20 protein-coding genes and 1 tRNA gene are annotated in these 16,705 nt (G+C 51.6%); 12 read left to right on the forward strand and 9 right to left on the reverse strand.

Annotated elements, in window-relative coordinates:
• Nucleotides 1–7: 7 nt before the first annotated feature.
• The 4 genes from ABXT50_RS04910 (at nucleotide 8) to fbaA (ending at nucleotide 3,934) form a co-directional block, all read left to right on the forward strand.
• Entirely contained in the window at nucleotides 8–571 is a 564-nt protein-coding gene (locus ABXT50_RS04910; RefSeq protein WP_415274813.1) for an exonuclease domain-containing protein, read from the forward strand.
• Between the two features lie 22 nt (nucleotides 572–593).
• Nucleotides 594–1,805 (forward strand): DNA recombination protein RmuC, encoded by a 1,212-nt coding sequence (locus tag ABXT50_RS04915; RefSeq protein ID WP_415273774.1) that lies wholly within the window; start codon nucleotides 594–596, stop codon nucleotides 1,803–1,805.
• Between the two features lie 86 nt (nucleotides 1,806–1,891).
• Complete coding sequence (locus ABXT50_RS04920; RefSeq protein WP_415273775.1) at nucleotides 1,892–2,899, forward strand: 1-phosphofructokinase family hexose kinase; 1,008 nt, start codon at nucleotides 1,892–1,894, stop codon at nucleotides 2,897–2,899.
• A gap of 12 nt (nucleotides 2,900–2,911) precedes the next feature.
• Nucleotides 2,912–3,934 (forward strand): class II fructose-bisphosphate aldolase, encoded by a 1,023-nt coding sequence (fbaA, locus tag ABXT50_RS04925; RefSeq protein ID WP_415273776.1) that lies wholly within the window; start codon nucleotides 2,912–2,914, stop codon nucleotides 3,932–3,934.
• 27 nt (nucleotides 3,935–3,961) lie between these two features.
• Here the strand turns inward: fbaA and ABXT50_RS04930 are convergent, their stop codons facing one another.
• Nucleotides 3,962–4,978, reverse strand: coding sequence for a 4-hydroxy-3-methylbut-2-enyl diphosphate reductase (locus ABXT50_RS04930; RefSeq protein ID WP_415273777.1), 1,017 nt, complete (start codon nucleotides 4,976–4,978; stop codon nucleotides 3,962–3,964).
• Between the two features lie 32 nt (nucleotides 4,979–5,010).
• Between ABXT50_RS04930 and xseA the strand changes: the two genes are divergently transcribed.
• From xseA to ABXT50_RS04955, 5 genes are read left to right on the forward strand one after another with little or no spacing between them, the layout of a single operon-like run.
• On the forward strand, nucleotides 5,011–6,258 hold the full coding sequence (gene xseA, locus ABXT50_RS04935; protein ID WP_415273778.1) for an exodeoxyribonuclease VII large subunit: 1,248 nt from the start codon (nucleotides 5,011–5,013) through the stop codon (nucleotides 6,256–6,258).
• Entirely contained in the window at nucleotides 6,242–6,451 is a 210-nt protein-coding gene (locus tag ABXT50_RS04940) for an exodeoxyribonuclease VII small subunit (protein ID WP_007542392.1), read from the forward strand. Before xseA ends, ABXT50_RS04940 begins: the two co-directional genes overlap by 17 nt.
• Entirely contained in the window at nucleotides 6,448–7,002 is a 555-nt protein-coding gene (locus tag ABXT50_RS04945) for a DUF4245 domain-containing protein (RefSeq protein ID WP_415273779.1), read from the forward strand. Before ABXT50_RS04940 ends, ABXT50_RS04945 begins: the two co-directional genes overlap by 4 nt.
• Nucleotides 7,003–7,009: 7 nt before the next feature.
• Nucleotides 7,010–7,639, forward strand: a complete 630-nt coding sequence (locus ABXT50_RS04950) for a carbonic anhydrase (protein ID WP_415273780.1) — start codon at nucleotides 7,010–7,012, stop codon at nucleotides 7,637–7,639.
• A 10-nt stretch (nucleotides 7,640–7,649) separates the two neighbouring features.
• Entirely contained in the window at nucleotides 7,650–9,038 is a 1,389-nt protein-coding gene (locus ABXT50_RS04955; protein ID WP_415273781.1) for a class II fumarate hydratase, read from the forward strand.
• Here ABXT50_RS04955 and ABXT50_RS04960 read toward each other — a convergent pair.
• The 3 genes from ABXT50_RS04960 to ABXT50_RS04970 all read right to left on the reverse strand — a co-directional run bounded on the left by ABXT50_RS04960 (nucleotide 9,016) and on the right by ABXT50_RS04970 (nucleotide 11,803).
• A complete protein-coding gene (locus ABXT50_RS04960; RefSeq protein WP_415273782.1) occupies nucleotides 9,016–9,510 on the reverse strand; it encodes a prepilin peptidase in 495 nt (164 codons plus the stop codon). The two genes, ABXT50_RS04955 and ABXT50_RS04960, sit on opposite strands and share 23 nt — an antisense overlap.
• Nucleotides 9,511–9,562: 52 nt before the next feature.
• The gene (locus ABXT50_RS04965; RefSeq protein WP_415274814.1) at nucleotides 9,563–10,891 is read right to left on the reverse strand and encodes a PhoH family protein; all 1,329 of its coding nucleotides are present in this window, start codon (nucleotides 10,889–10,891) and stop codon (nucleotides 9,563–9,565) included.
• Between the two features lie 150 nt (nucleotides 10,892–11,041).
• Nucleotides 11,042–11,803, reverse strand: coding sequence for an isoprenyl transferase (locus tag ABXT50_RS04970; RefSeq protein WP_415273783.1), 762 nt, complete (start codon nucleotides 11,801–11,803; stop codon nucleotides 11,042–11,044).
• 46 nt (nucleotides 11,804–11,849) lie between these two features.
• On the opposite strand from ABXT50_RS04970, the gene trhA reads away from it, so the two are divergent.
• Nucleotides 11,850–12,578 carry a PAQR family membrane homeostasis protein TrhA gene (trhA, locus tag ABXT50_RS04975; protein WP_415273784.1) on the forward strand — a complete coding sequence of 243 codons (729 nt, stop codon included), beginning with the start codon at nucleotides 11,850–11,852 and terminating at the stop codon, nucleotides 12,576–12,578.
• Here the strand turns inward: trhA and ABXT50_RS04980 are convergent.
• Nucleotides 12,532–12,828, reverse strand: a complete 297-nt coding sequence (locus ABXT50_RS04980) for a hypothetical protein (RefSeq protein WP_415273785.1) — start codon at nucleotides 12,826–12,828, stop codon at nucleotides 12,532–12,534. The two genes, trhA and ABXT50_RS04980, sit on opposite strands and share 47 nt — an antisense overlap.
• A gap of 39 nt (nucleotides 12,829–12,867) precedes the next feature.
• Here ABXT50_RS04980 and ABXT50_RS04985 point away from each other — a divergent pair, with 39 nt between their 5' ends.
• Nucleotides 12,868–13,260, forward strand: coding sequence for a DUF4307 domain-containing protein (locus tag ABXT50_RS04985; RefSeq protein ID WP_415273786.1), 393 nt, complete (start codon nucleotides 12,868–12,870; stop codon nucleotides 13,258–13,260).
• 51 nt (nucleotides 13,261–13,311) lie between these two features.
• Nucleotides 13,312–13,818 carry a transcription elongation factor GreA gene (greA, locus tag ABXT50_RS04990; RefSeq protein ID WP_415273787.1) on the forward strand — a complete coding sequence of 169 codons (507 nt, stop codon included), beginning with the start codon at nucleotides 13,312–13,314 and terminating at the stop codon, nucleotides 13,816–13,818.
• Here the strand turns inward: greA and ilvA are convergent.
• The 4 genes from ilvA to ABXT50_RS05010 all read right to left on the reverse strand — a co-directional run bounded on the left by ilvA (nucleotide 13,815) and on the right by ABXT50_RS05010 (nucleotide 16,698).
• Entirely contained in the window at nucleotides 13,815–15,050 is a 1,236-nt protein-coding gene (ilvA, locus tag ABXT50_RS04995; RefSeq protein ID WP_415273788.1) for a threonine ammonia-lyase, read from the reverse strand. The genes greA and ilvA overlap by 4 nt on opposite strands.
• Nucleotides 15,051–15,092: 42 nt before the next feature.
• The gene (locus ABXT50_RS05000) at nucleotides 15,093–15,980 is read right to left on the reverse strand and encodes a M48 family metallopeptidase (RefSeq protein ID WP_415273789.1); all 888 of its coding nucleotides are present in this window, start codon (nucleotides 15,978–15,980) and stop codon (nucleotides 15,093–15,095) included.
• 9 nt (nucleotides 15,981–15,989) lie between these two features.
• Nucleotides 15,990–16,559: a LemA family protein gene (locus ABXT50_RS05005; protein ID WP_415273790.1), complete on the reverse strand. Its 570-nt coding sequence runs from the start codon at nucleotides 16,557–16,559 to the stop codon at nucleotides 15,990–15,992.
• 63 nt (nucleotides 16,560–16,622) lie between these two features.
• Nucleotides 16,623–16,698: transfer RNA gene (locus ABXT50_RS05010), tRNA-Leu, on the reverse strand.
• Nucleotides 16,699–16,705: the final 7 nt, after the last annotated feature.

Raw genomic sequence — 16,705 nt, forward strand, 5'->3', positions numbered from 1 at the left:
TGTGGCCATGGAATTCATAAGCATTGACTTTGAAACAGCTAATTCCTCGCCCGCTTCCCCCTGCGCAGTTGGCCTGGTGAAGGTTACCGATGGCCAAATAATCGAGACACTGTCGATGTTATTTCGACCACCTTTTCCAAACAACTGGTTCCACGAAGGGAACATCCGGGTCCACGGAATCAAGCCGGAGGATGTAGCCGATGCTCCTGATTGGGAGGAAGTGCTTCCAGAATTGTTACTTTTTACCGACGGGTTACCACTTCTGGCTCATAATGCCGCTTTTGACATGGGCGTGCTTCGAGCTTCGGCCGCGGCAGTGTCATTTGATCTTCCGAACTTGAGCTACGGGTGCACGTTGCACATGGCCAGGAAAACCTACAACTTAGACAGCTACCGTCTGAACGCGGTCGCCTACGCGATAGGGCACGAAGAATTTGCTCACCACGATGCACTGGCAGATGCCGACGCCTGCGCAAGAATTGCGCTGGACATGGCCAACCGGCACGAGGCGGGCTCTCTGGATGAGTTGTTAATCAAAACCAAGCAGCGTTTTAAGACCTTATTAGTCTGACCCCACTGCAATACTTGTGAGCATGGAAACTGGACTTATTGCGAGCAGCACGGCCATTTGGGCAGGCGTCAGCGCCCTACTGTTCGGCCTAATCATTGGAGCCGTATTCGGCGTCAGATACCAGAAGCGAAAAATCGTTGGCTCTGATCCGGAACTTGGAAGCAAGCTGGCCGGCCTAGAGGCAACAGAAAAGGAGCTGCGCGCTCAGCTTCTCAAGGCCGACCAAGCCTCCGCAATTCAGGCTCATCAGCAAGACCAAGAAAACAAAGTTTTAGTCCAGCTTGGACCAGTAAAGCTGCAGCTTCAACAAATGCAAGATGTTGTCCAACGCCTGGAGCGAGAGCGAACCGAGCAATTCAGTTCCATCTCCGAGCAACTTAGAACCGCCATCGAAACCGATGAGAACCTTAGAAAGCAGACCCAGCAACTTTCCCAAGCGCTTAGCTCAAACAGCCTTCGAGGCGTTTGGGGTGAGACTCAGCTTCGAAAGCTGGTTGAGCTTGCGGGTCTAATAAAGCATGCCGACTTTTCCGAGCAGGCAACGATATCAACCGACACCGGAATCGGTCGAGCCGACATGGTCATAAACCTTCCCGCAGGCAAGTCTCTAGCTATTGACTCAAAGGTCCCATTCAGCGCCTATCAAGAAGCCAGCGCTATCTCGGAACTTGCAACTGGCGAAGAAGCCAGCAGGCGGGACCGGCTCATTAAGGACCACGTGGCCGCAGTAAGAAAACACATTGACGACTTGGGCAGCAAGGCCTATTGGACTGGCTTGGATTCATCTCCGGATTTCGTAATCTGCTTTCTGCCGAGCGAATCTCTGCTTTCTGCCGCTCTGGATTCAGACCCTGCCCTGATGGAGTACGCATTCAAGAAAAATGTTGCGCTCTCATCTCCGGTTTCGCTATTTTCCGTTCTCAAAACAATCAACTACATTTGGCGCCAAAACGCGGATGAGTCCCAGGTTCGCTCAATGATCAAACTGGGCCGGGAGCTCTATGAGCGAGTTGGAAAACTTGCAACTCTCACCTCAGACCTTGGCAACAAACTCACCTCAACGGTGAAGTCCTATAACGCCTTCGTCTCCAGCTTGGAGTCCAGAATGCTGGTGACTGCCAGGAAGCTAAATGATCTCGACGAAAATGAGCTGGGAATTGATTCGATTACCGAACCCAAGCAAATCGAAGAATCTCCAACCGCAATGACGGCCAAAGAGCTTTCGGACGACTGAGCGCTTATCGCTATAGTGTTGAGGACGCGCCTACAAAGATGTGAGTGGAATCTCAGTTTTTACTACCCCACCTTCAAGGAGTAACCATGGCAGGCAATACCTCCATAGTCACACTTACACCTGCGCCAACTCTTGACAGAACCTACTTCGTGAACAACCTTGAACCCGGTGGCGTAAACCGTGCTACCCGAGTGGGCGAAGAGTTAGCCGGCAAGGGAATCAACGTTTCCAGAGCCCTGAGACTTGCGAATATAGAAGCCCCTGGAATCGTCCCAATCGGTGATGCGGACACTGGAGTTCTGGAGCGCACCGGTTCTGAATTTCTCACGCCGCTTTGGGTTGAAGGAACACTTCGTGTCTCAACTACAATCGTCGAAGAAAACGGACCGACCACAAAAATTAATGAAAACCCAAGACCCCTAAAGCAAGCGGACTGGGATCACGTCCTGAGGCTCACTGAGGAAACCTTGGTCGCGAGCGGCGCCATGTGGCTAGTCGTTGCTGGGGCTCACCCAGACATACTGGAAACAGGCAAGGCGATAGATCTTCAGCCGCTCTTTGATCTAACAAAAAAACTCGATGTTCGCGTTGTACTTGATACCTCCGGCCCCGCACTTCGTTTCTGGGCTCAAAATGGTAGCGCCACAATTATGAAACCCAACGCTCACGAACTAGCCGAATGTGTCGGAAGAGAGCTCAGTACTTTCGGGGACGTCATTGATGCCGCCCGCAAGCTAAATGGCTGGGGAATCGACTGTGTGATGGCTTCGTTGGGCGTCGACGGAATACTTGCCGTAACAAGCTCGCACGCCATACATGCCCGCACAGCTCCCGTGAAGGTCATCAACACCGTTGGAGCTGGAGACTCGACAATCGCCGGGTTTCTTGCGGCACTGGCCACGCATCCGGCTGACGAAACCGCTTACGGCGTCGGGTTCGACATCGCCGAAGGTATTTCGGCGGCGGTTCAATGGGGTGCGGCGAAAGTCCAACAACCTACCAGTGGGCTCCAAAGTATTGAAAATCTTGTTTCGGCGACAGTTGACCAAAATCCAGACCGAAATCACCTTCTCGGTGAGCCAGCAAAGCCCTAAGGAGCAAACATCATGGCAGTCGTAACTTCCAACGAATATTCTGAAATGCTGAACCGCGCCAAAGCCGGAGGCTTTGCCTATCCAGCCCTAAACGTATCGAGCTCCCAGACTTTGAATGCAGCTCTTGCCGGCTTGCAGGAAGCCGGTTCCGATGGCATCTTGCAGGTCTCCACAGGAGGAGCAGACTATTGGTCGGGCTCGACAATCAAGCACCGAGTTTCCGGAGCATTGGCCTTTGCCGCGTTTGCTAAAGAGGTCGCTAAGAACTATGACATTAAGGTCGCCCTCCACACGGATCACTGCTCAGAAGATCAGCTTGATGGATTCGTGCGACCCCTCTTGGAGCTCTCAGCGGAGCAGGTTAGGTCAGGCGGCGAATCGATTTTCAACTCCCATATGTGGGATGGATCGGCGATTGCCCTCGATAAGAACTTGGTTATTGCCAAGGAGCTACTTGCGAAAACCCACAACGTGGGAGCAGTTCTTGAAATTGAAGTAGGCGCGGTTGGCGGCGAAGAAGACGGCGTTGAGGGTGCAATCGACGAGCACCTCTACACAACTGTGGAAGATGGAATCAAGACGATAGAAGCACTGGGTATGGGCCGAAAAGGGCGATACCTGTCGGCACTAACTTTTGGCAACGTTCACGGTGTGTATAAGCCGGGCAACGTACACCTGCGACCTGAGTTACTCGAGGAAATACAGCGTGAAGTAGGGGCGAAATACGGACAAGAGAATCCGTTTGACTTGGTCTTCCATGGCGGATCCGGATCAACTGACAAAGAGATATCCGATGCCGTTTCATTCGGTGTAATCAAGATGAACATCGACACCGACACCCAATACGCATTCACCCGTCCAGTGGTCAACCACATGCTAAAAAACTACGATGGGGTTTTGCGCATCGATGGCGAAGTTGGAAACAAGAAGCTATATGACCCCAGAAACTGGGGAGCTGCCGCGGAGGCAGGAATGGCATCTCGAGTTATTCAGGCTGCCACGCAGTTGGGTTCTGCCGGCAAGTCCGCCTGGTAGTTTTCTAAAAAGCTTCCCTAGGGGTTCTTAGCGCTTTTTGTTCGACGTGTCGTGACCTGCGCCCTTTAGCTCCTTGCGAAGCTCTTTTGGAAGCGAGAACTGGATGTCTTCTTCGGCAGTCGTAACAGTCGAAACGTTGCCAAAACCCTTCTCATCGAGGTAGTCGAGTACGTCCGAAACAAGCTCTTCAGGTACTGATGCGCCCGAACTCACTCCAACTGTTGCAACGCCCTCGAACCAGGAGTCTTCAATTTCTGATGCAAAGTCGACTCGATAGGCGGCTTTTGCCCCTGCCTCAAGAGCAACTTCCACAAGCCTGACGGTGTTTGAGGAGTTTGCCGATCCGACAACAATCACAAGATCAGAATCGGCGCCTATTTTCTTGATGGCTACCTGACGGTTTTGGGTGGCGTAGCAGATGTCATCACTGGGTGGATTCTCCAAGAGCGGGAACCTCTCGCGAATCTTTAGAACAGTCTCCATGGTTTCATCGACCGACAGCGTAGTTTGAGAAAGCCAAATGACCTTGCTCGGATCTTTCACTTTTGCCTTTGCAATGTCGTCATTGCCGTCAATTAACTGAACGATGCCTGGAGCCTGACCGGCGGTTCCCTCAACCTCTTCGTGACCTTCGTGGCCAACCAGAAGAATGTCGTAACCCTCTTTTTCAAAACGTTGAACCTCGCGGTGGACCTTGGTTACTAACGGACAGGTAGCGTCGATGGTTTGTTGGTTCCTAGATTCGGCCATCGCAACTACCGCTGGAGAAACTCCATGAGCACTGAAAATCATGACGCAACCCTCGGGTGCCTCGTCGACTTCTTCCACAAAAATTGCTCCACGACGCTCCAAGGAGCGAACGACATGTTTGTTGTGGACTATTTGCTTGCGAACATAAACCGGTGCTCCGTAGTGGTCAAGAGCCTTCTCGACCGCGATCACCGCTCGGTCTACTCCTGCGCAGTAGCCTCTCGGCGCCGCTAGGAGAACCTTCTTGTTCGATCCAGTGTCTTTTAGGTCGGTATTGTTGATAACAGTCACCATTCAATTCTACAAACCCCAGCAAGGAGGTCAGTTTGGAGCAAGCAGTTGGTAATGAGTTGCAATCCAAAGTTAGCACTGAGCATTCCCCCTGGCAGGTTGCCACTCTATCTAAATCACTCAAAGACTGGATTGAGAAACTTGGGAGAGTCTGGATTGAGGGAGAACTGCAGTCCTTCACCGAGCGTGGCACGAACATGTTTGGGTCAATCCGTGATCTAGACATTGAAAATTCAATTGAAATACACGCTTTTGCAAGCTCCGGAGCCGAGATAGCCTCTGGACTCAGCCAAGGGGACCGAGTAGTAGCACTTGTGCAACCGGTGTTTTGGCCGAAAAACGGCAAGCTAACGATGCGCGTTATCCAGATGCACAAGGTTGGACTTGGAGAGCTTCTTGAGCGAATCGAAAAACTGAAGCTTCAACTGATCTCCGAGGGCCTAACTGATGCGGGGCTAAAAAAGCCTCTCCCTTTTTTGCCAAACAAAATTGGTCTCATCACCGGGGCAAAATCTGACGCCGAGAAGGATGTCCTTCAAAACTCCCGGCTGCGCTGGCCCGAAGTCGATTTCGAAGTGATAAACACACTAGTTCAGGGCGATCGAGCAGTGGCAGAAATCATTTTGGCTCTTGAGCAACTGGACCTAATGCCTGATGTGGACGTAATAATTATCGCCCGTGGCGGTGGAAGCTTCCAAGATCTCCTCCCTTTTAGCGACGAGCGCCTGGTGCGGGCTGCTGCCGCAGCCAAAACACCGATTGTCAGCGCGATTGGCCACGAAAATGACCAGCCACTTTTAGACTTAGTTGCGGACCTCCGAGCATCAACGCCTACTGATGCCGCTAAAAGAGTTGTCCCAGACATCGCAGAAGAATTTTCCAAGCTCTCCAATGCCGCGGAACGAATTTGGTTTCGAATGTCATCACTGGTTGAAAACCAGCAGCAAAGCATTACCTCGATGAGGTCCCGGCCCGTTCTGGCATCTCCATTCGGTTTCGTTGATAACCAACAAGATATTTTGACCCAGGCAACCAGAAGGCTTGTTGAAATCTTGGGATTCCGAATTGAGCGGAGCACTGCTGAGGTTGAGCAGTTACATGCTCGAGCTAGATCCCTATCGCCGCAATTGACTTTGGAACGCGGCTACGCGGTGATAACTTCGGCCGATGGCAAGGTAATCAACAAAGCAAAAAAAGGCGAGGCATTTAGTGTCATTTCGGCCAGCCAGGAAATTTCAGCAACAGTAGATGATGTTAGGGAGAGAGATGTCAAAAGAAATTAGTTCACTGAGCTACGAGCAGGCCAGGGACGAACTTCAGGAAGTCGTTCAGCAACTAGAGCAGCAGAATGTGAGCTTAGAGTCCTCAATGGCCCTGTGGGAGCGTGGTGAGGCTTTGGCTAAGCACTGCGAAGAGTGGTTGAGTGGAGCCCGCAAGAAACTAGACAAAGCCTCCAAGGAGCGTCAGACCAAGTGAGCCTTACCCCAGAGCAGCGCCGAGCCAAACAAACCATAAGAAACTTAATCCTTTCGCTAATTGTGACCACGGGTCTGGTGGCGGCAATCTATCTTGGTGTTCCAAGGGATGACAGCAATCGAATTGCTGCGGTGGACTACCAGACAATCTCAATCGAAGCCTCAGAGTCACTCGGGCGGCAAGCCCTGAGCCCTGAGGTCCCTTTGGACTGGTGGGCTAACGCGGCACGATTGGAGACAAACCTCGGAGTTGTCAGTTGGTACGTCGGATTCGTGACCGAGGACAACCAGTACATTGGACTTTCTCAAGCTTATGATTCCAATCCCTCCTGGGAGAGCGACTTACTAAGCAGTAATTTCCAAGACGGGCAAATTGAACTGTCGGGATTGACCTGGGAAATATGGCCAACAATAAACCCGTCTTCTCCTCCCGGGACCACCGAATATGCGCTTTTGCACCGACTAGAGAATTCCGTGGTTGTAATCTATGGAACAGCCGCAACAGCTGATTTTGAAAAGCTGGCGAAGGCCATTTCATCTGAACTCAACTAGGAAACGTATGGCCGAAGTTCTGAGCTCCGAGCAAGCTTGGAGCAAGCTAGTGCGGGGCAACAAGAACTTCGTATCCGGTGTCCCCGAGCACAGGCATCAAGACGCTGAACAACGGCGCGAGCTAGCAGGAGAGCAAACACCATTCGCAGCAGTTTTTGGCTGCTCAGACTCGAGACTTGCGGCCGAGATGATCTTCGATGTTGGGCTTGGAGACTTATTCGTTGTTCGAAATGCAGGTCAAGTGTTGGCAGAGACAATTCTGGGCTCCCTGGAGTTCGCAGTTGAAGTGATCGGCGTTCCACTGATACTGATACTCGGCCACGATCAATGTGGAGCTATCAAGGCTGGCATGGCCGCTCAAGAAGGAAAGCTATCTGCAAAAGGCGAGTTCATCCACAATATTGTTAACCGAATTACTCCCACCATTGAGCGCGGCCTAGCACTTGGAGAAACGTCAATCGACGAATTCACCAACCGCCACATCAAGGACACCGTTCAAGAAATTGCCGACAGATCTGCCGTTATTAGAGATGCAATTAAGGCCGGTCGAGTTGCTATCGTCGGAGCACAGTACAAACTAGAGCTTGGTGAAGTCCACGTCGTCGAATATCGTGGAAAAATAGAATTAGACAGATAGCGAGAGATTGATGGAATATCGCATAGAGCAAGACACAATGGGCGAAGTAAAAGTTCCCAAAGACGCTCTCTACAGAGCTCAGACTCAACGTGCGGTTGAAAACTTTCCAATCTCTGGAACCAGATTAGAAAAAGAACAGATAGTTGCGCTGGCCCGCATCAAAAAAGCTGCAGCACTAGCTAATTCCCAGCTGGGCATTCTCGACGAGAGTATTTCCACATCAATTCAGTTTGCCGCTGACCAGATTATCGCCGGCAAACACCATGAGCACTTCCCAGTAGACGTATTTCAAACCGGCAGTGGCACTAGCTCGAACATGAACATGAACGAGGTGTTAGCTACCCTGGCAACGACTCACTTGGGGTCCGAGGTTCACCCAAACGATCACGTAAACATGTCGCAATCCTCCAATGATGTATTTCCCACCTCGGTTCACGTCGCAATCACTAGCGCGCTCATCAAAGATCTCCTTCCTTCACTTGACTACCTAGCCGGACATCTTGAAAAGAAGGCAGCCGCATGGAGTGATCTCGTGAAGCCTGGCCGTACCCATTTGATGGACGCGACCCCGGTTACTTTTGGACAGGAATTTGCTGGCTATGCAGCCCAAATCCGATACGCGATCGAGCGAGTTGAAGCGACCTTGCCAAGAGTCAGCGAAGTCCCGCAGGGCGGCACCGCCACTGGCACTGGCATAAACACGCCTAAGGGCTTCCCCCAGGCAATAATTAGCCATCTAGCCAAAGAAACCGGCCTTCCAATCACCGAGGCTCGCAACCACTTCGAAGCGCAGGGGGCTAGAGACGCGCTAGTCGAGGCATCCGGTGCGCTGAAAGTTTTGGCGGTGAGCCTAACTAAAATCAATAACGATATTCGCTGGATGGGGTCTGGCCCGAACACTGGACTCGGCGAACTACAGATTCCGGATCTTCAGCCCGGTAGCTCGATAATGCCGGGCAAGGTCAATCCGGTAATCCCGGAGGCCGTGCTAATGGTTTGCGCAAAAGTAATTGGAAATGATGCGACCGTCACTTGGGCCGGCGCAAGTGGAAACTTCGAGCTGAACGTTGCTATCCCAGTCATGGGAAACGCCCTCCTGGAGTCAATCAGGCTGCTTTCAAACTCAATGCGCGTACTCGCCGACAAAACAATCGACGGCTTACTGGTGAATCAGGATAGAGCCAAGGCACTCGCAGAATCATCACCAGCGATAGTCACGCCGCTGAATAAGGTAATCGGCTACGAAGCGGCCGCAAAGATTGCCAAGCACGCGGTGGCAAACGCTGTCACGGTGAAACAGGCTGCGCGTGATCTGGGGTATGTCGACGGCGACACACTGAGCCTCGAGCAACTCGACCAACTGCTAGCAGTGCTACCTATGACGAGGCCTCCCCAGTAATCACTGCCGACACCGGTGAATATGAAACGACTAAAAACCCAATGAGTAAATAGGGACCCAACGGTATTAGCGTTCGGGGGTTTAGTTTTCCCATCACTAGACCAATAAGGCTGATTGAGCTTGCCAGAGCCAAGCTAAGACTGAGAGAAAATAAAACTAGAACCGGCGAATGCCAACCTAGGCAAACATGCATCGCGGTCAACAGTTTTACGTCGCCCATGCCGATTGCGCCGAATCTAGCCAGCAGGTAGCCGACAAGAGCAGTTACCACCCCAAGGGCAATGCCAGCCGCAAAATCCACCCACAGAGCCTCAAGGAGGCTGCCAAGCAATGTTCCCGCAGTAGCAGTGGCGATCAAAAAGTAGGTATACCTGTTTGGAAGCCGGTGCTCTCTAATATCAGTGATCGACAGTGGGATGGCGAGAGCAGCAATGAGTGCTATCGGAACCAAAGATAAATAACCTGCGGGCATCACCACAAGCTAGAACCAAACTGCTTGAGCCGTTCTGGGTTATCCCCAGGTGTTAGTCAAGTAGCTCGGTTACTAGCGCTGCAATTTCGCTTCGCTCGGACCTGGTCAAAGTTATGTGACTGAAGATTGACTGGCCTTTTAGCTTCTCTACAACGGACGCAACTCCGTCGTGCCTTCCAACTCTTAGGTTGTCGCGTTGAGCCACGTCGTGAGTCAAAATAACGCGGGATTTTTGACCAATCCGAGAGAGCATTGTCAGTAGAACGTTCCTCTCAAGCGACTGTGCTTCATCGACGATTACGAAGGTGTCGTGGAGCGATCGACCGCGAATGTGAGTAAGCGGCAAAACCTCGAGGATTCCACGATTCATGACTTCTTCGATTACCTCTTTAGAAACCAGCGCCCCGAGGGTGTCAAAAACTGCCTGGGCCCAGGGGTTCATTTTCTCGGCCTCGGAGCCGGGCAGGTAGCCTAGCTCCTGACCACCCACGGCGTAGAGTGGGCGGAACACCATTATCTTCTTGTGTTGGCGTCTTTCCAAAACTGCTTCTAGGCCCGCGCATAAAGCCAAAGCACTTTTTCCTGTTCCCGCGCGTCCCCCCAGAGACACGATGCCCATTGCCGGGTCCAGCAATGAATCAATGGCAAGCCTTTGCTCTGCCGAGCGGCCATGAAGACCGAAAAGGTCTCGATCGCCCTTGACTAGACGGATAGTGCGGTTTTCGCTAACTCGACCCAGGGCACTTCCTCTTTCAGAGACCAGAACCAGACCAGTGTTCATCGGCAACTCCTTGGCCGACTCATGGACTAATTCCTCGTTGTCGTAGAGGTTTGCCATGTCATCGCCAGAAAGCGACACCTCGGCAATACCGCTCCACTCATCGGTTGCCAGCTCGTGAAGGTACTCCTCAGCGTTCAGGCCGATAGATGAGGCTTTTACTCTCATCGGAAGATCCTTGGAGACGAGCGTCACTTGGAAACCCTCGTTTTGAAGGTTTGCCGCTACGGCCAAAATGCGGGAATCGTTGTCCCCCAACTGAAACCCCGTTGGCAAAATGCTTTGCTCAATGTGGTTCAGCTCTACCCTCAAGGTACCGCCGTCGCCTACTTCAACAGGGAAATCAAGTCGCTCGTGCTTTTTTCGAAGGTCATCCAGAAGGCGCAGCGCCTTTCTTGCGAAGAACCCAATCTCTAAATCGTTCCGTTTTTTCTCAAGCTCATTGATAACCACGATTGGCAAAACAACTTCGTGTTCGGCAAACCTGAACATTGCTTTGGGGTCGGATAACAGCACAGAGGTGTCAAGGACGAATGTCCTTACAGCGGTTGGTGTATGTTCCTTGGTTTTCTTGGCTCTTGGGCTCACCGCCTCAGGCTCAATTCCGGCTTTGTTTTTCGAATTCGTCCTGGGGCCTGAGGTATTTGCCAATTTAGCTCCTATCGGTGTGAACCTTTTTCTAAATCTAGACCTGCGTTTTTCGCAAGTCGTAAAAAGACACGCCGGAAATCAAATCGTTCACCTAACTAATTGCTAACTTCCGTAGCGGCGATGCCTGCCTTGAAAGTCTCGAAGCGCCCGCAGAAAATCGACTCTCCGAAAATCTGGCCAAAGAGCCTCTGCAAAGTAAAACTCGCTATTGGCGCTTTGCCAAAGCAAGAAACCGCTTAGGCGCTGTTCACCGCTGGTTCTAATTAGCAAATCGGGATCTGGCTGGCCGCCGGTGTAGAGATGCTCCGCAATCAGCTCCGGGGTCATTACCTCAGCAAGCTGATCAACGGTACTCCCGTCTTTTGAATGCTTCCGCAATATATCCCGCATGGCATCTGCTATTTCCTTACGCCCCCCGTAAGCGATCGCAAGGTTCACATGCGTTCCAGAATTACTATTGGTCGCTTTTTCAACAGCCTCTAAACGCCCAATCGCTGACGCAGGAAGTGCCTCTTTATCGCCTACCATTTGCAATTTCCAGAGCCCAATATCCGCCAACTCCTCACTCATTGAAACGATGATATCCAGAAGTTCGGTCAGCTCTTGACTAGTTCTGCCCTTGAGGTTGTCGGTGGAAAGCAAGTACAGAGTCACGTGCTTCACGCCCAGATCGGAGCACCATAATAAAAACTCGATAATCTTTTTTGCCCCGGCCGCGTGACCTTGGCCGGCTGCCTCGAAGCCCTGGACTTTGGCCCAACGTCGATTTCCATCAACCATCACGCCAATATGTTTGGGCATATCCTCTTTGCTCAGGTTCCGCTCAAGAACTTTGGAATAAAGGCCGTATAGCAAATTTTGCACATTTTTAATGCTACCCGAAACAAGTCGATGCCTTAGCCTTAAGAACATGGCAAAGTCAGATTCTCCGGACCCTCTTCACATACCACTCAACGGGCTCAAGGGCTCCGTCACTCAAGACGATTTCCGGCCGAGCTGGAGAGGGTGGATTCATACCGGAGTGTTACCGTTCGTAATCGCTGCCGGAGTTCTGCTGATTGTCTTTTCCGACGGCTGGCAAGCCAAAACTGCTGCGGCGATCTACTTCGCTAGTTCTGTTTTGCTGTTTGGAAACTCTGCCCTGTATCACCGCTTCAACTGGGGGCCAGTTACCAAGGTTGTCCTGAAGCGTATCGATCACTCAAACATTTTCCTGTTGATCGCGGGAACATACACCCCGATGGCTGTCACCGCTTTAGTCGCCGACAAAGGCGTCTGGCTATTGACCGCAGTCTGGTCAACAGCGCTTCTGGGAATTGGATTTAGAATTTTCTGGATCAATGCGCCCAGGTGGCTGTACGTTCCGATTTACTTGGGAATGGGCTGGATAGCAGTTCTATTCGTTCCAGATTTTCTTGAAACAAACTGGGTCATGATGACGCTCGTAATTGTTGGTGGACTGTTTTATTCACTGGGAGCCGTGTTCTACGGTCTAAAGCGCCCTAACCCATCTCCGAAGCACTTTGGCTTTCACGAGATTTTCCATGCCCTTACAGTTGCGGCTTTCTTCTGCCACTGGACCGCATGTCTACTTATTGGTCTGGACCCTCTTGTGGGCTCGATCGCTTCGGCCTCATAGGAGGCTCCGGCCGATCCGGCTTGGCGATCTCCATGTTTCCCAGCTCTTCTGCTGCGAGCTTTGCCCTGATTTCGGTGCGATAGCGAGTGTCTCTAACTCTGCGGTTCATGTCAAAAATTAGAGCCACGGCGATACCGGCTACTGAAAAAGTAACGATAAAGCCGATAAGGCCAGGTGAGTTGTAAGTGTCGTCAGGCACTGGGATTGGAGTGGCAGTAACTTCGATAAGTATCGCTAGCAAGAAATCCATTACTCAAGTATTCCACCTGTGCCTTAAACTTTTCGCACGATGACAACAAATGAAGAGCTCCTGGCTGAGCGCTACGGCGCTAAAAAACCAAATAACCCGATTAGAAATCGGGTGCTTTCTGTACTCGGGGTGGCTGGCCTGGTCGCAATGGCTGGATACTTTGCGCTGGCGAACTACTCCCCGGTTACAAGCACCGACGTGGGATTCCGGGTGCTCTCAGATTGGCGTACCGAAGTCGATTTTGAGCTTAGTAAACCAGCTGAAGCAGTTGTTGTCTGCTCCTTTGAGGCCTTAGATAACAGCTTCGGAGTTGTTGGCTGGGCGGAGTATGAATTTGGACCTTCCGAAACCACAACCAACCGGTACACCATAAATCTCAATACCTATTCGATGGCCGTAACAGGCTTGGTCGACGAGTGCCGGCTGCGTTAGAGTATTTATGGCTCGCTAGGCGAGCTGTTTTAATACCTGAAAGAGATTTTTATGAGCGACGACCTATTGCTTACCCAGGCAGCCTTCGACAGGCTCATGGCTGAACTCACTCAACTTATGACAGTTGAGCGGGGGCTGATAAGCCGCAAAATCCAAGAAGCCCGCGAAGAAGGCGACCTGAAAGAAAACGGGGGCTACCACGCCGCCAAAGAAGAGCAAGGCAAACTGGAATCCAGAATCAACCGACTTCAAAACATGCTCGGAAATGCCGAGATCGGCGAGGCCGACCCTTCGGATGGGGTTGTCAAACAGGGCCTCGTCGTTAGCTGCAATCTAAACGGTTCTCCGATGGAGTTTTACCTGGGCAGCAATGAGGTCTTTGACGGGACTGAATTTCAAGCGAAAATCGACGAGGGTGATCTCGACGTTTACAGTCCAGATTCACCGATTGGCAAAGCGGTCATGGGGCAAAAAGTTGGGAGCTCCGTTAGCTTTAATGCGCCAAACGGTAAGGAAATAGCAGTCGAAATTTCCGGTCTAAAAAACTTTAACTTTTAGTCTTCAGTCATTCTCGGGCTGAGGCCCGCTGCTTTCAGCGACTCGAAGACCTCGTCGCGGTGAGACTTCCCACGCGTTTCGATGCTCAGCTCCAATTCAACTTCACTAATTTGAAGGCCATCACCGTGCCTTGTGTGAAGAACCTCTACAACGTTAGCTCCGGCGTCTGCTACGGCCTGCGCAGTAAGGACAAGTTGTCCGGGACGGTCAGGAAGCATTACGGCTATGTTCGTGTATCGATCAGAAGCTGCCAACCCGTGACGGATCACTCGCTGCAATAGCAATGGATCGATGTTCCCACCCGAAAGTATTACCGCAGTCGTCCCGGATAGTTTGACCTTGTTCGCCAAAATTGCCGCAACTCCAACAGCCCCACCAGCCTCGACTACCAGCTTTGACTTCTCCATGACAATGACCATGGCCTTAGCCATCTCGTCTTCGGTAACGGTAACTACTTCGTCGACGAACTGGCTTATAAGATCAAACGGAATTTGACCAGGCTTGCCCACGGCGATTCCGTCTGCAATTGTCGGCGACATTTTTATCGCAACCGGTTTTCCTGCTGCAAGGGACACTGGATAAGCCGCTGCTGCTTCGGCCTGTATTGCAATAATGTTTATCTTTTTTCCGCGTTTTTCCGCCATGAGTTTGGCGACGGTTGCGACGCCGGCAGCCAACCCTCCTCCGCCCAAGCACACCAGAATGTTGTCGACATCAGGAAGGTCTTGGAGGATTTCAAGCCCCACGGTGCCCTGCCCAATCACTACGTCTCTGTCGTCAAAAGGAGGAATCAATACCGCCCCTGATCTCTCGGTGAACTCCCGAGCAGCCTTCATTGTTTCGTCCACAATCTGGCCAGTCAGGATAACCTCGGCGCCGAAATCTAGGGTTGCTTGATACTTAGGAAGTGACGCGCCAACCGGCATAAAAATGGTGGCGCTAATTCCAAGCTCTTTGGCGGCATAAGCAACGCCCTGTGCATGATTTCCGGCCGATGCTGCCACCACTCCCCGAGCTCGATGCTCGGGCGATAGTTTCGAAATTATGTTGTAGGCACCGCGGAGTTTAAAGGAGCCGGTTCTCTGCAGATTTTCACACTTAAAAAACACCGGACTGTCGATGTATTCGCTTAGCCAGTCGCTCTTGAGTAGCGGAGTTCTCACAGCAACATCGCTGATGGTCTGCTGAGCATCTTCGAATTGCTCTAACGTAATTGGTTCAACTGCTGCCATTGGGAAACCTCAAAATCTAAGAATGAGTAGAAGTCTAGTGATTTAGAAGCTCCTACCAATTTGCTTGAGTCTTTCGACTCGCTTAGTTATCGGGGGGTGAGTTGAGAATGCGCGCTCCACGAACCCGGGTTTAAGGGGGTCATTTATGTACATGTGCGCCATGGCGGAGTTTGCACGCTTCATGGGCTTTCCAAATTCACCGAGCTTAACCAGTGCCGAGGCCAGGCCATCTGGGTAACGAGTCATCTCAACCCCGGAGGCGTCAGCCAGGTATTCACGCTGTCTAGACACAGCAGCCGAAACCAGAGGTCCAATTAGCCAAGCGATTATCATTCCGACAACCCCTGCTAAGACGAGAATCAATCCAAGTTGACCGCTGTTGCGATTGTTTCCCATTCTGGAATAGAAGGACATGCGAATTGCTATGTCTGCCAGTAGGCCGACGGCAGAAATCAGTCCAAAAACAATCATAGAGACGCGAATGTCATAGTTTTTCACGTGAGCCATCTCATGGGCCATGACGCCCTCAAGCTCGTTGTCATCCATGATCTCCAGCAAACCGGTCGTAGCTCCAACGACTGCGTTTTCGGGATTTCTTCCGGTAGCAAAGGCGTTTGGAGCGGCGTCTTCGATCAGGTACACCTTGGGCATCAGCATGCCCTGTGAGATGCTTAGATTCTCTACTATGTTCCACAATCTTGGATTATCTGTTTTCTCAATTTGCTTGGCCCCACTCACGGCAATCGCTATTCGGGAGCCGGCGTAGTACTGGATCAATGCGTAGACGATGGCAAATGCCACGATAAAAATCGCACTGGACCCGTTGCCGCTGTAAGCGCCCCAGAGAAAGGCGATGCCACCGAGGAGCACAATGAAACCGGTGATTATAAATACGGTATTTCGTTTATTTCTGGCGATCGCCGAGTACATGTATGGCGCTTAGAACTTAACTGTAGGCGGCTCTGCAATGGCGTCGGGGTCTTCAACCTCGAAGAACTCACGCTCAGAGAAACCTAGGTTTGAAGCAAAAACATTATTTGGGAACTGCAAGATTTTCGTATTTAGTTCGCGCACTCCGCCGTTGAAAAAGCGTCTGGCCGCCATGACCTTATCTTCGGTATCGGTAAGCTCTCGCTGCAGCTCAAGAAAGTTAGTAGACGCTACGAGCACTGGATACGCCTCTGAGACCGCGAAAAGGCTCTTCAAGGCTCCCTGAAGGGCCCCCTCGGCTTTTCCTGCTTGAGCTGGGTGCTCGAGCGCCTCGGGCGAGACGGTGGCAGCTCGCGCTTTGGTTACATTTTCGAAAACTTCTTTTTCGTGGGACGCATAGCCTCGGACGGTTTCAATCAGATTGGGGATCAAATCTGCTCTGCGCTTGAGCTGGACAGTGATGTCGCTCCAGGCCTCATCTACCCGAACCTTGAGGGCTACCAACGCGTTGTATGTCACCCATAGGAATAGACCTAAAAGTACTACTACTCCGATTACGACCCAAATTGCAATATCCACGTTATTCCTTACTGTCCAGAGTCAAAATCTTATGATCTTTTGCTGTGATGTGACTGACAAACCTGGTGCCCCGAGTGGGACTCGAACCCACACTGTGACGATTTTAAGTCGTCTGCCTCTGCCATTGGGCTATCGGGGCAAAGGAC

This window comes from Aquiluna sp. Uisw_065, from assembly GCF_047731275.1.
Taxonomy (GTDB): Bacteria; Actinomycetota; Actinomycetes; order Actinomycetales; family Microbacteriaceae; genus Aquiluna.